Here is a 12,865-nt window from a genome sequence, read left to right as displayed (position 1 = left end):
TTGGGGGGGCGCCGGCCCCCCGTTGGGGTTCCTACCTGCGCCGCCCCCCGCCACGGGGCGCCCGTTTCGAGCCCCCCCCCCCGCGCCCCCCCCCCCGCCCCCCCCCCCCCCCCCCCCCGGGGGGGGGGGGCGCCCCCCCCCCGCGACTCCCTCGCGCGTGCGACTCGCAGCCTGACGGCTGCTCGTCGGCACGCGCCACCGCAGTTCAGTTATAAATAGTCGTCACCACCCCGCGGTCGTCGAGCGCAGGCTGCGAGCTTAGGCAGTTACCGCGCGTCGAGGTCCGGGCCGTCGGTCTCGACGACCGTCCCGCTCTCGTCGACGCCCACGCGCATCTCGTCGCCGTCGCAGGCGACCGTCAGCCGAACGCGGAGCGGGTCCTCGGAGACGACCGTCGTCGCGGCGTCGCTCACGCACCAGTCGAACTCCCAGAACGGCGCCGAACTCAGGTCGACGCCGCGGTCCGCGTGGAACCGGAGCACGTCGGCGTCGTCAAGCAGGAGGAGACCGACGGTCGAGCGGAGGTCGTAGCTACAGCGCTGGCAGGCGTGTTCGACCGCCACCTCCTGACCCTCCTCGTCGGGCGTCCGCACTAGGTCGGTCTCGACGGTCCCGGTACACTCGGGGCAGACGCCGTCGGCGGCCAGGCAGTAGTGGTGCCGGACGTAGTGGTGGAACGCCTCGAGCAGGTCGTCGGTCGACCGCCCGTCGAGCGCGCCCGCCGGGAACGGGTAGCTCACCTGAATCGCGCCGCAGTCGGTGCAGCCGATGGAGAGCGTGTCGTCGACGTACCAGGCGTGGAGGTCGCCGCCACAGGCGTGACACGACCCCTCCGCCGGGAAGAAGCCGAGCTGCGCCCGCTCGGTCAGGGTGCCGGTGAAGATGGAGCTGACCACCTTCCGACCGGGCGCGCGGAACTCGTAGCCGTCGTCGCGCCGCCGGACGAAGTGGCCGGTGAGCTGGTCGAGGTGGTAGCTGAAGTTCGCGCTGTCCGTCGCGTCGACCCGCTCGAACAGGTCGGTGAAGCTCACGGGCGACTCGTCGCCGCCGAGTTCGAGCAGCGCGTGAAGGACCTCGACCCGCGTCTCGTTGCCGAGGACCGAGAACACCTCCGAGGGCGGGATCCGCGATTCGGTTCGCGGGGTCGCGGCCGGGGCGTCGGCGCCGTCGATGCGGTCCGTGCGCTCCCCGTCGGAGGCGACGCCGCCGGACCGGTCGAACTGACTCATACGTCACCTCTCGTTTACCGGGCGGTAAAGTCTGTTGAAGCGGGCGGAACGCGGGCGGGCGCCTCGACCCATCCCCCTCTCGCTATCCGGACGACATCTCCGCTATCTCTCCTCTTTTCCCCGTTTCCTCCGTTTGATAAAACGCAATGAGTGACTTATCGATCGACGCGGACTGGGACCGGCTCTACGTCGACGGCGAGTGGCGGGCCAGCGAGAGCGGCGAGACCATCGCCGTCGAGGACCCCTCGACGCGCGAGACGGTGACGGAAGTCGCCGCCGCGACTGAGGCGGACGTGGACGCCGCCTACGAGGCCGCCGCCGAGGCGCAGGAGGCGTGGGGCGAGCAGCCGCCCGCGCACCGGCAGGAGGTCGTCCAGCAGTTCCTCGGCGCGCTCGACGCGCACAGCGAGGAGATAATCGAGCTGCTGGAGTACGAGGTCGGCGGCTCGGCCATCATGGGCGAGACGTCGATCCAGATCGCGAGCGACCACGCGAGCGAGGCCGCGACGCTCCCGCGCCGGATGAAGGGCGAGCACGCCGCCTCTAACATCCCCGGCAAGGAGAACCAGCTCCAGGTCGGCCCGAAGGGCGTCGTCACGGTGATCTCGCCGTGGAACTTCCCGCTGAACCTCTCGATGCGGGCGGTCGCGCCCGCCATCGCGGCCGGGAACTCGGTGGTGCTCAAACCCTCGACGAACTCCCCGATCACCGGCGGGCTGCTGTTCGCGAAGCTGCTCGAGGAGACCGACCTCCCCGAGGGCGTCCTCAACGTCGTCACCGGCCGCGGCTCGGAGATCGGCGACCGCGTCGCGAGCCACCCCGAGAGCGACGTCGTCGCGTTCACCGGCTCGACGGAGATCGGCAAGCGCGTCGCGGGCCTCGCCGGCGAGAACCTCGCCGTCCCGGCGATGGAGCTGGGCGGCAACAACGCGCACGTTGTCACCGCGGACGCCGACCTCGACCGCGCGCTCGACGCCGCCGCGTTCGGCTCGTTCGTCCACCAGGGGCAGGTGTGTATCTCGATCAACCGCCACGTCGTCCACGAGGACATCTACGACGAGTACGTCGCGGGCCTCGTCGAGCGCGCCGAGTCGCTGCCGGCCGGCGGCGTCCACGACCCGGAGACGATCGTCGGCCCGATCATCGACGAGTCGCAGCGCGACGAGATGCTCGGCTACGTCGACGAGACGGTCGACGCGGGCGCGACGCTGGAGACCGGCGGCCACACGGTGGACGTCGACGGCGTCGACGACTCGCTGGTCGTCGCGCCGACCGTCCTCTCGGGCGTGACCAACGACATGCCCGCCGCGGCGAACGAGCACTTCGGCCCGATCGCGCCGGTGATCCCGTTCTCCGACGTGGACGAGGCGGTGGAGATCGCCAACGACACGGAGTACGGGCTCTCCGGGGCGGTCCACTCCGGCGACCTCGGCACGGCGAAGGAGATCGCCGACCGCATGGAGACCGGTAACGTCCACATCAACGACCAGCCGATCAACGACGAGGCGCACGTCCCGTTCAGCGGGATCGGCGCCTCCGGCGTCGGCCACTACAACAGCGACGCGTTCCTCGACGAGATCACCGAGACGAAGTGGATCTCGATCCAGTACGAGCCGCGCGAGTATCCGTTCTGAGCGCGCGACTCCGCCGCCGCCGTGTCGTTCCGACTCAGTACCCGGTGCCGACGTAGCTACCGACCCCGTCGCCCGATTCGAGTTCGTCGACGAGGGCGACGGCGAAGTCCTCCATCGAGATGTAGCTGTCGCCGTCCTCGTCGGCCACCAGCTCCCTCTCGGCAGTCCGGTACTCGCCCGTCCGCTCGCCGGGTTCGATGAGCGCGGCGGGCGCTACGTACGTCCACCGCAGGTCGTCGGCGCCTTCGAGGATCCCGTACGCGTCGATGGCCGCTCGCGCGAGGGGTTCCCACTCGTCGGGGAACTCCTCCGTCTCGACGAGCCGCGTGTCCGGCCCGACGCGGAGTCCGCCGGCGCCGCCCGTCCACACCAGTCGGTCGACCTCGGCGCGGCGCAGTCCCTCGATGACCGCCTCGATCATCTCCGTGAGGACCTCCGGCGAGTCGTCCTCACCCGGTCCGAGCGCTGACGCGACCGCGTCGTGGCCGGCCGCGAGCCGCGCGATCTGATCGGGGTCGGTCGCGTCGCCTGCGACCGCGACGAACGCCTCGTCGTCGATTCCCTCGACGGTCCCGCTCCGCGAGACGCCCGTGACCGAGTGCCCGCGGTCGAGGAGTTCCGCCGCGACTCGCCGTCCGATACGACCGCTCGCGCCCAAGAGTAGCACGTCCATTGTCGTCCGGACGAACGGGCCGCGCGGAGTATAGCCTTCCGCAACCAGCGGGCGTTGCTTCCGCTCCGCGCCGCCCGGTTACACTTCCCACTCCTCTTCGGTGTAACACATCTCCCAGAACGCGTGTTCGAGCCGGGCGCTCCGGAGGAACGCCGCCCGCATCGCGTCGCGCTCGCCGGGGTACGCCTCGCCGTACCGGTCGACGAGGTCGCGCATCCACCCGACCGTCTCGCGGAACTCGTCGCTCGTGTACTTCTCGATGAACGGGGTGTACCGGTGGTCCCCGCTCGCGAGGTCGGCCATGTGGTCCGCGACGTCGAGGTAGCCCTGTCCGCAGGGGTAGACGGCGGCGGCGACCTCCGCGATCGACCCCTCGTGGGCCGTCCGGACGAGGAAGTCGGTGTACGCGGCGCAGGTCGGCGCCTTCTCGACGATTTCCAACTCCGCGGACGAGAGGCCGTAGTCGGCGGCGAACGACCGGTGGAGGTCCATCTCGTCGGCGAGGGTGGCGTGCGCGGTCCCCGTCAGCCGCCGGGTCGTCTCCTCGTCGTCCGCCTTCGCCCCCGCGAGCGCGAAGACGCGCGCGTAGTCGAGCAGGTATCGGTAGTCCTGTTTCACCCAGTGGCGGAACGCCGCCTCGTCGAGGCTTCCCTCGGCGAGTTCGACGACGAACGGGTGTTCCTTCTGCGCGTCCCAGATATCCGATCCGGCGTCGAGGAGTCGGTCGCTGAATCCCATCTCGTCGGAGTCTCGTTTCGCGGCGTGATATAACTGCCTGATATCACTTGATAATACTACTTTAGATGGACGCCGTCGAGGGCGCGCGGGTCGCGAGCGAGACGAAACGCGGTCGCTCGGAAGGCGTGGAACCGAGACGCTTCGGGAGGGAACTTCGAGCGGGAAAACGCGGGCGCAGGGTCGTTACGAGATCGAGTACGTCGCGGCCGCCATCAGCAGCATGGTGAGCGCGAGCGCGAGTCCCATCAGGTAGGTCAGCGAGCGGTTCTCCCACCGGAGGTGCTGGAAGTACGCGACGATGAGCAGCGTCTTGACCGTCGCGATCAACAGCGTGCCGCCGACCGCCTGTATGTACGTGAAATCGACGAGGGTCGACTCGAAGAGGAGGAAGTTCAGCGTCGCCGCCGCGAGAAGGGCGACGTATATCGCCGTATACAGCTTCACGGAGTCGTGCGCCATCTTGCCTCCCTCTTCGTCCCTGCGCTTAAAGAATTAACCATCCGGGGGTCGCGAGCGCAGGTCTCGACTACCCGACCGGAAGGCCGGATCCCGAAACGCCTATGCGCTCGACGGCCGGAACTCCGGCCGGTCGCAGCACGCGATCGGTACCTCACGTGACCCCCCTCGAACCGACGGACGACCTGCTCGAATCGCTGTACGTCGTCAACAAGGTCGCAAAGCAGTTCGCCGACGAGGCCACCGCCGCCTACGAGCGCGGCGACGTCACCGAGAGCAACGTCCGCTCGGCGCGAAAGGACGCGCTCTATCGGGTCAAGACCGCCGTCCTCTCGCGGATCGTCGCGTACGACGCCGACCGGGTCACCGGCGAGTACCACGCCATCAACGGCGACGTGTGGCTGTTCCTCACCGTCGGCGACTGGCACTTCCACCAGCCGCCGCACGCGATCGGCGGCGACCTCACCGACGCGATCGCGATCTCGAACTCGCGGGCGGACCCGATCGACGCCCCGTACGTTCGCGACGCCGGCGTGGAGCGCTCGGACCGCACGCTCGACGAGGCGCTCGCCCACCTGGCGGACGCCGGCGTCAACGCCAACGACCACCTCGCGCGGCCGACGGTCACCAGCGAGCACGACCGGATCGTCGACGTTCGCTGGTCGTTCCTCTCGTAAGTCTCGTCTCGCCGTCGAAAAAACGAATTCGCGTCCGAACGGTCCGCCGAGAGCGGGTCAGGCTTCGACGACTTCGATCGCGCCGAGCATCCCGTTCGCCGCGTGGGGCGTACACTGGTACAGCTGGATCCCGGTGTTGTCGAACGACTGCTCGAAGGTGTATCCCTCCTCGGCGACGCGCTCACCGTTGGTGAAGTCCGACTCGGAGCCCTCGACCGATTCGACGTTGTGGTTGCCGCCGTTACCGGTCCACTCCCAGACGACGGTCGTGCTGGAGTCGATGCGGACGGCAGCCGGCGAGAAGCCGAACCCGACGTCGCCGGTGCCGACCTGAATCGTGACCTCGTCTTGGCCGGTGCGGTCCGCGATCGTCCCGTCGTACTGGTTGGCGTCGGCGAGGTACTCGTCGATCTCGCTCGGCACGTCCTCGGCGGCGTCGCCGCCGTCGGAGCCGTCGGTCCCGTCCGAACCGTCGGATCCGTCGCTCCCGTCGGACCCATCGCCGCCGTCACCGCCGCCGGAACAGCCGGCGAGCGTTCCGATGGTCAACGCGGCTCCGGTCCCGGCGAGATACCGCCGTCTGGACAGTTTGTCAGACATCGGCGAAAATAGGGATTGGAGCCTTACAAACCCCGTGATGCCTTTCGGTTTCCGGGAACGCGCCGCGTCGCGCGGCGCGACCGACCCGGACCGGAGCGTCGGTCACCGCGCGGCGGCGAGAGCCGGGTTTATCGCCCTCCGCTCCCTCCGGAGACGCATGCGCGAAGACGCGTTGGCGACTCGGCTCGTCGAACACTACGAGGCGACGGTCGACGACCCGAGGATCCGGCTCGAAGAGCCGTACGACGCCGACGGGCGGGAGGGAGTGGTGGACCTGTTCGTCCGGACGTGGACGCCCGAGCCGGTCGATCGCGTGATCGAACTCAAGGCCGACGCCGCGGTCCGCCGCGCCACCGGCGCGAACGAGGTCCTCCGGCAGTACCGTCGGATGGAGCGGTACTTCCACGCCGACGAGCGCCACGCCCTCCGCCCCAAGCTCGGTCGCACCGAGCCGGGGACCCGCTACCTGCTGTGTTTCGCGCCGACGCCGACCTGCGTCCACCACGTCGCGACGAACCGCACGCTGTACGGCTCCGTCGACCCCGACGCGCGGGCCGGCGACGTGCCCGCGGTCCGCACCGTCGCGTTCCTCACCGGACTCGCCGGCGACCCCGCCGACCTCGGGCTGGTCTCCGTCAACGGCGAGGTCCGCTTCGGATCGGAACCGTTCCGGCAGGCGGTACCCGACGGCTCGCGGCTCGCCGAGAGCCTGCGCGCCGTCGACGACGACCTCGTCGAGTTTCCCTGACGCGGCCCGAAAATCAGTTTCCCCGACTGAGACCGAGACCGAGACCGCCTACAGCCCCAGTTCGCGGCCGATGACGACGTGTTGGATCTCGCTCGTTCCCTCGCCGATCTCCATCAGCTTCGCGTCCCGGTAGAAGCGTTGCGGCGCGAAGTCGGTGGTGTAGCCGTAGCCCCCGAGCGTCTGGACCGCCTCCTCGGCGACCTCGCGGGCCGCCTCGCTGGCGTCGAGCTTCGCGAGCGCCGACTCCCGGGTGACCGACTCGCCCGCGTCGTACTTCGACGCGGCCCGGTGGGTCAGCAGTCGCGCGCGCTCGATCTGGCGGTGCATGTGGACGATCTTGTCGCGGATCGCGTCGAACTTCGCGATCGGCTTGCCGAACTGCTCGCGCTCGCCCGCGTACTCCTCGGCGGCCTCGTAGGCGCCCTGCGCGAGACCGACGGAGAGCGCGGCGATGGAGATCCGCCCGCCGTCGAGCGTCTTCATCGTCTGTTTCCACCCCTCGCCCTCCTCGCCGAGCAGCCGGTCTTCCGGAATTCGCACGTCGTCGAAGGCGATCTCGCAGGTCGGCGAGCTGTTGAGTCCCATCTTCTCCCAGACGGTCGTCACCTCGAAGCCGTCGTCGTTCTCCGGGTCGACGATGAACGTCGAGATGCCGTCGTAGCCGGCCTCGGGGTCGGTGACGGCCTTCACGAGTATCGAGTTGGCGACGTTCGCGTTCGTGATGAACTGTTTCGTCCCGTTCAGAACGTACTCGCCCGCGTCGGCGTCGTACTCGGCGGTCGTGTCCATGTCCGAGGCGTCCGAGCCGCTCCCCGGCTCGGTGAGCGCCCACGCGCCGATCCCCTCGCCCTCCGCGAGCGGCCGGAGCCACTCCTCCTTCTGTGCGTCGGTGCCGAACAGGTCGATCGGCTTCGCGCCGAGCGAGGTGTGCGCGGCGTACGAGAGCCCGATCCCGCCGGAGACGCGGCCGAGTTCCTCCGTGACCAAGGCGTACATCAGCTGGTCGCCGCCGAGTCCGCCGTACTCCTCGGAGACCGGCACGCCCATCATATCGAGCTCCGCGAGGGAGTCGAACACCGCCTCGGGGAAGCGGTGTTCGTCCTCGATCTCTTGGGCGATGGGCGCGATCTCCGCCTCGCAGAACTCCCGGACGGTGTCGCGTATCATCCGGTGTTCCGCGGGTACCTCGAAGTCCATGGGCAAGAATTGCGACCCGCGGCCATAAACGATGCGAACGACCGTGATCAATCCTGTCGGAGCGGCCCGCCGACTCGCCGCTGTTGTAAGAGCTAAGTGGATCCTGACTGAACGGTCAGTCAACATGAGCCGAGACGACGTCGCGGCGGTCGTGGCGGAGCTAACGCTCGCGGAGAAGGTCGGACTCGTCCACGGGACCGTGGACGCCGAGGGAACCGCGACGGGGTTCGTCTCCGGCGTCGAGCGCGTCGGGATCCCGCCGATCAGGCTGACTGACGGCCCGCTCGGCGTCCGGACCGACGAGCCGGCGACCGCTTTCCCCTCGTCGCCCGCGCTCGCGGCGACGTTCGACCCCGACCTCGCCGAGCGGTTCGGGCGGGCGCTGGGCCGCGAGGCGACCGCGCGCGGGCAGGACGTGCTCCTCGGTCCCGGCACGAACCTGATCCGGGTACCGCACTGCGGACGCAACTTCGAGTACTTCTCGGAGGACCCGATCCACGCCGGCGCGTTCGCGGCCGCGGTGACCGAGGGGATCCAGTCCGCGGGCGTCGTCGCGACCCCGAAACACTACGCCGCGAACAACCAGGAGACAGGCCGCGCCGAGGTCAGCGCCGAGGCCGCCGAGCCGGTCCTCCGCGAGCTGTACCTCCCCGCCTTCCGCGACGCCGTCGAGGCCGGCGCCGGGTCGGTGATGTCGTCGTACAACCGCGTCAACGGGACGTACGCGAGCGAACACGAACGCCTGCTCACGGACGTGCTCAAAGGCGAGTGGGGGTTCGACGGCTACGTCGTCTCGGACTGGTTCGGCACCGAGAGCGTCGTCGACAGCGCGACCGCCGGACTCGACCTGCAGATGCCCGGGATCACGGTCCCGGAGCTGCTCGAATCGATGGGGATTCCGCCCGAGTCCCTCGGGGGGATCGGGGGAGGCCCGGACGGTACGGAGTCGGAAGGCGACAGTCCCCAAGGCCTCTTCGACGCGGCGGAGGACTCCCCGTTCGCGGGCGGGATGCCGGACCCGACGAGCGGGGGACGGTACGCGACCGACCTCGGTCCCGCGGTCGAGCGCGGCGACGTGCCCGAGTCCCGCCTCGACGACATGGTGACGCGGATACTCCGGTCGCTCGACGCGGTCGGGCACCTCGACGGGGAGACGAGTGACGACGGCGAGGCGAGCGGCGACGAGAAGGCGGGCGCGCTCGACACCCCGGAGCACCGCGACCTCGCGGCGACGGTCGCGACGCGCGGGAGCGTCCTGCTGGAGAACGACGGCGTCCTGCCGCTCGCGGACGAGGCCGACGTGGCCGTGGTCGGCCCGAACGTCGACGAGGCGCTCCTCGGGGGCGGCGGCTCCTCGGAGGTGACGCCGTTCGTCCGGACGACCCCCCGCGAAGGGATCGAGGCGCGTGCGGCGGGCGCGGTGACGGTGGCCCGCGGGCTGCCCCGCGTCGAGGGAATTTCGATGTTCGACGCGATGGGCGGCGCCGGCGGTCCCGCGACCGAGGACGCGGACGCGCCGGACGACGGCGCCGACGCCGGACCGGGGGAGTCGGTCGAGGTCGAGGACGCCGTCGCGGCGGCGGCCGCCGCCGATGTCGCCGTCGTCTTCGTCCGCGACCGGGCGACCGAGGCCGCCGACCGCGACTCGCTCCGACTCCCGGGGCGGCAGGACGAGCTGGTCGCCGCCGTCGCCGACGCGGCCGACGAGACGGTCGTGGTCGCGAACGCGAGCGGCCCGATAGAAACCCCGTGGCGCGACGCGGTCGACGCGGTGCTCGCGGCGTGGTACCCCGGGCAGGCGCACGGCGAGGCCGCCGCGGCGGTCCTCTACGGCGACGCCGACCCCGGCGGGCGGCTCCCGGTGACGTTCGCGCCCGAGGACGCCTACCCGACGGCCGACGAGCGCCGCTTCCCCGGCGTCGACGGCGAGGCGAGCTACGACGAGGGGTTACTCGTCGGCTACCGCCACTTCGACGCGACCGACGCGGAGCCGACGTACCCGTTCGGGCACGGCCGCAGCTACGCCGAGTTCCGGTACGACGCGGTCGAGGCCGTCGGCCCGTCGACGGTCGAGGCGACCGTCTCGAACGGCGGTGACCGCCCCGGTCGGGAGGTCGTTCAGGCGTACGTCGAGGCGCCCGACGCGGCCGACATCCCCGATACGGCCGACACGTCCGGGACTCCCGGCGATCGCCCCCGCCCGCCGCGAGAACTCGCCGGCTTCGCGGCCGTCGCGCTCGATCCCGGCGAGTCGGCGACGGTCGAGATCGACCTCGACGACCGCGCGTTCGGCCGGTACGACGAGTCCGCGGGCTGGACGGTCGACTCCGGGGCGTACGTCGTCGAAGTGGGGCGGTCCTCACGCGACTTCCGCGGCCGCGTCTCCGTCGAGCGGTAGGTCGGGAACTGACGGTCGACGGGCGCGTCCGGGGCGGTCGCGGCCGCTCCACGCCGCCGACGGAGCCGACGACTTATGAGGCGTCGCCGCGTTCCGTCGGTATGGAGTTCCGGCAGCTCGTCCGCGGGCGCGTCGACTGGCCCGACATCGAGCGGGTCGCGCGCGAGCTGGCGGAGCGGTACGACCGCGACGGGATGCGCGTGCGGTTCCTCGACGCCGACAACTGGCTGTCGACGCCGATGGTCGTCGACGACGACCTCTTCGTGAAGGTGATCACCCGACAGAACACCCTCGTCCACGCGCTGTTCACGACGGGGCGGAACCTCGGCGCGTTCTCCGCCGGCACCGAGGGCTTCTTCGAGCGACACGAGACCCCCTACGAGATGGCGCGCCACGAGCTGGAGGCGACCCGACGCGTGCGCGAGCTGGGGGTCAACGCGCCGGAGCCGGTGGAGGCGTTCGAGGTCGGCGACCTCGGCGTCCTCGTGTTGGAGTACCTCCCGGAGTTCCGCACCCTGGGCGAGCTCGACGCGGCGGCCGTCGCCGAACTCGCGCCCGATCTGTTCGCGATGCTCCGGATGGTCCACGACGCGGGGCTGGCGCACGGCGACCTCCGCGCCGAGAACGTCCTCGTCGCGGACGGGGACCTCTACGTCATCGACGCGACCCGCGTGAGCGGGGACGGTCGCGAGGCGGCGCGCGCCTACGACCTCGCGAGCGCGCTCGCGGCGCTGGAGCCGCTGATCGGCGCGGCCGACGCCGTCGACGCGGCGCTCGGGAGCTACGGGGTCGACGACCTGCTCGCGGCCGAGCGGTTCACGGACTTCGTCGCGATCCGCCCGGACCACGAGTTCGACGCCGAGGAGCTGCGCGGCGAGGTCGACAAGCGGGCCGGCGAACCCCGGTCCGGGAACGGACAGGCTTCGAGATAGTCTCGCGCGCTCGCGTCGACGGAGAGGTGATTTTTTACCCGGACCAGCAAATATTGCGTCCATGGCGCAGCCGTACCAGCACTACATCGACGGCGAGTGGGTCGACGGCGACGGGTCCGAGACGTTCGAGAGCGAGAACCCCGCGACGGGCGAGTCGCTCGACGAGTTCCGACGCGGGACGCCCGACGACGTCGACCGCGCGGTCGAGGCCGCGGACGAGGCGTTCGAGGAGTGGCGCGAGCTCTCCCGGATCGAGCGCGCGGAGTACCTCTGGGACGTGTACCACGAGCTCCGCGACCGCACCGACGAACTCGGCGCGATCGTCTCGAAGGAGTGCGGCAAGGAGATCTCGGAGGGGAAAGCGGACGTGGTCGAGGCCGCGCACATGGTCGAGTGGGCCGCGGGCGACGCCCGTCACCCGAAGGGCGACATCGTCCCCTCGGAGATCCCCTCGAAGGACGCGTACATGCGTCGGAAGCCGCGGGGGGTCACCGGCTGTATCACGCCGTGGAACTTCCCGGTCGCGATACCGTACTGGCACATGGCCATCGCGCTGGTCGAGGGGAACACCGTCGTGTTCAAGCCCGCCGAGCAGACGCCGTGGTGCGCGCAGGTCGTCGCGGAGATGTTCGACGACGCGGGGATCCCGGACGGCGTGTTCAACATGGTTCAGGGGTTCGGCGACGCGGGCAACGCGATCGTCGAGAACGACGACGTCCCGACGGTGCTCTTCACCGGCTCCGCGGAGGTCGGCCACCACATCCAGGACAAGCTCGGGGGCGTCCCCGGCAAGCGGGCCGCCTGCGAGATGGGCGGGAAAAACGCCATCGTCGTCACCGAGGAGGCGGACCTCGACGTCGCGGTCCACTCCGCGGTGATGTCCTCCTTCAAGACGACCGGGCAACGCTGCGTCTCCTCGGAGCGCCTGATCGTCCACAGCGACGTGTACGACGAGTTCAAGCGGCGGTTCGTCGAGGTCGCGGAGTCGGTCGCGGTCGGCGACCCGCTCGACGAGGACACGTTCATGGGCCCGCTCATCGAGGCGGAACACCGCGAGAAGGTCACCGAGTACAACGAGCTCGCCCGCGAGGAGGGCGTGAACGTCCTCGTCGACCGGACCGAACTCGACCCCGAGGAGATCCCGGACGGCCACGAGGACGGCCACTGGGTCGGCCCGTTCGTCTACGAGGCCGACCCCGACGCGGACCTGCGGTGTACCCGCGAGGAGGTGTTCGGTCCCCACGTCGCCCTCCTGGAGTACGACGGCGACATCGAGCGCGCCGTGGAGATCCAGAACGACGTCGACTACGGGCTGGCGGGCGCGGTCATCTCCGAGGACTACCGGCAGATCAACTACTACCGCGACCGCGCCGAGCTGGGGCTGGCGTACGGGAACCTCCCGTGTATCGGCGCCGAGGTCCAGCTCCCCTTCGGCGGCGTGAAGAAGTCCGGCAACGGCTACCCCTCCGCCCGCGAGGCGATCGAGGCCGTCACCGACCGCACCGCGTGGACCCTGAACAACTCGAAGGAGATCGAGATGGCGCAGGGGCTTTCGGCCGACATCAAGACGAAGGACGACTGAG

The 12,865-nt window shown here is 70.3% G+C and carries 12 protein-coding genes; 6 read left to right on the top strand and 6 right to left on the bottom strand.

Features of this window, described 5'->3' with window-relative positions; all coding sequences use genetic code 11:
• Positions 1-266: 266 nt before the first annotated feature.
• The gene (locus J2744_RS14150; RefSeq protein WP_210113893.1) at positions 267-1,229 is read right to left on the bottom strand and encodes an ArsR/SmtB family transcription factor; all 963 of its coding nucleotides are present in this window, start codon (positions 1,227-1,229) and stop codon (positions 267-269) included.
• A gap of 146 nt (positions 1,230-1,375) precedes the next feature.
• Between J2744_RS14150 and J2744_RS14145 the strand changes: the two genes are divergently transcribed.
• Positions 1,376-2,863: an aldehyde dehydrogenase family protein gene (locus J2744_RS14145; RefSeq protein WP_210113892.1), complete on the top strand. Its 1,488-nt coding sequence runs from the start codon at positions 1,376-1,378 to the stop codon at positions 2,861-2,863.
• Between the two features lie 34 nt (positions 2,864-2,897).
• Here J2744_RS14145 and J2744_RS14140 read toward each other — a convergent pair whose 3' ends face one another.
• The 3 genes from J2744_RS14140 to J2744_RS14130 form a co-directional block, all read right to left on the bottom strand.
• Entirely contained in the window at positions 2,898-3,536 is a 639-nt protein-coding gene (locus J2744_RS14140) for an NAD(P)-dependent oxidoreductase (RefSeq protein ID WP_210113891.1), read from the bottom strand.
• 78 nt (positions 3,537-3,614) lie between these two features.
• A complete protein-coding gene (tenA, locus tag J2744_RS14135; RefSeq protein WP_210113890.1) occupies positions 3,615-4,274 on the bottom strand; it encodes a thiaminase II in 660 nt (219 codons plus the stop codon).
• Between the two features lie 183 nt (positions 4,275-4,457).
• Positions 4,458-4,733 (bottom strand): cytochrome C oxidase subunit IV family protein, encoded by a 276-nt coding sequence (locus J2744_RS14130; RefSeq protein WP_210113889.1) that lies wholly within the window; start codon positions 4,731-4,733, stop codon positions 4,458-4,460.
• Positions 4,734-4,888: 155 nt separating this feature from the next.
• Between J2744_RS14130 and J2744_RS14125 the strand changes: the two genes are divergently transcribed.
• Complete coding sequence (locus J2744_RS14125; protein WP_210113888.1) at positions 4,889-5,407, top strand: hypothetical protein; 519 nt, start codon at positions 4,889-4,891, stop codon at positions 5,405-5,407.
• A gap of 57 nt (positions 5,408-5,464) precedes the next feature.
• Here the strand turns inward: J2744_RS14125 and J2744_RS14120 are convergent, their stop codons facing one another.
• Positions 5,465-6,007, bottom strand: coding sequence for a halocyanin domain-containing protein (locus J2744_RS14120; RefSeq protein WP_210113887.1), 543 nt, complete (start codon positions 6,005-6,007; stop codon positions 5,465-5,467).
• Between the two features lie 157 nt (positions 6,008-6,164).
• On the opposite strand from J2744_RS14120, the gene J2744_RS14115 reads away from it, so the two are divergent.
• Positions 6,165-6,755: a hypothetical protein gene (locus J2744_RS14115; RefSeq protein ID WP_210113886.1), complete on the top strand. Its 591-nt coding sequence runs from the start codon at positions 6,165-6,167 to the stop codon at positions 6,753-6,755.
• Between the two features lie 48 nt (positions 6,756-6,803).
• On the opposite strand, the gene J2744_RS14110 is transcribed toward J2744_RS14115, so the two are convergent.
• Complete coding sequence (locus J2744_RS14110; RefSeq protein WP_210113885.1) at positions 6,804-7,952, bottom strand: acyl-CoA dehydrogenase family protein; 1,149 nt, start codon at positions 7,950-7,952, stop codon at positions 6,804-6,806.
• A 124-nt stretch (positions 7,953-8,076) separates the two neighbouring features.
• On the opposite strand from J2744_RS14110, the gene J2744_RS14105 reads away from it, so the two are divergent.
• The 3 genes from J2744_RS14105 to J2744_RS14095 all read left to right on the top strand — a co-directional run bounded on the left by J2744_RS14105 (position 8,077) and on the right by J2744_RS14095 (position 12,864).
• Positions 8,077-10,350 (top strand): beta-glucosidase, encoded by a 2,274-nt coding sequence (locus J2744_RS14105; protein ID WP_210113884.1) that lies wholly within the window; start codon positions 8,077-8,079, stop codon positions 10,348-10,350.
• A 101-nt stretch (positions 10,351-10,451) separates the two neighbouring features.
• Positions 10,452-11,282, top strand: a complete 831-nt coding sequence (locus J2744_RS14100) for an RIO1 family regulatory kinase/ATPase domain-containing protein (protein ID WP_210113883.1) — start codon at positions 10,452-10,454, stop codon at positions 11,280-11,282.
• A 61-nt stretch (positions 11,283-11,343) separates the two neighbouring features.
• The gene (locus J2744_RS14095) at positions 11,344-12,864 is read left to right on the top strand and encodes an aldehyde dehydrogenase family protein (RefSeq protein ID WP_210113882.1); all 1,521 of its coding nucleotides are present in this window, start codon (positions 11,344-11,346) and stop codon (positions 12,862-12,864) included.
• Position 12,865 lies beyond the last annotated feature (1 nt).

Source organism: Halorubrum trapanicum (assembly GCF_017873555.1).
In the GTDB taxonomy this organism is placed as follows: domain Archaea; phylum Halobacteriota; class Halobacteria; order Halobacteriales; family Haloferacaceae; genus Halorubrum; species Halorubrum trapanicum.
The sequence above is the reverse complement of the archived record's forward strand: the minus strand, read 5'-3'. Positions and strand labels throughout refer to the sequence as shown.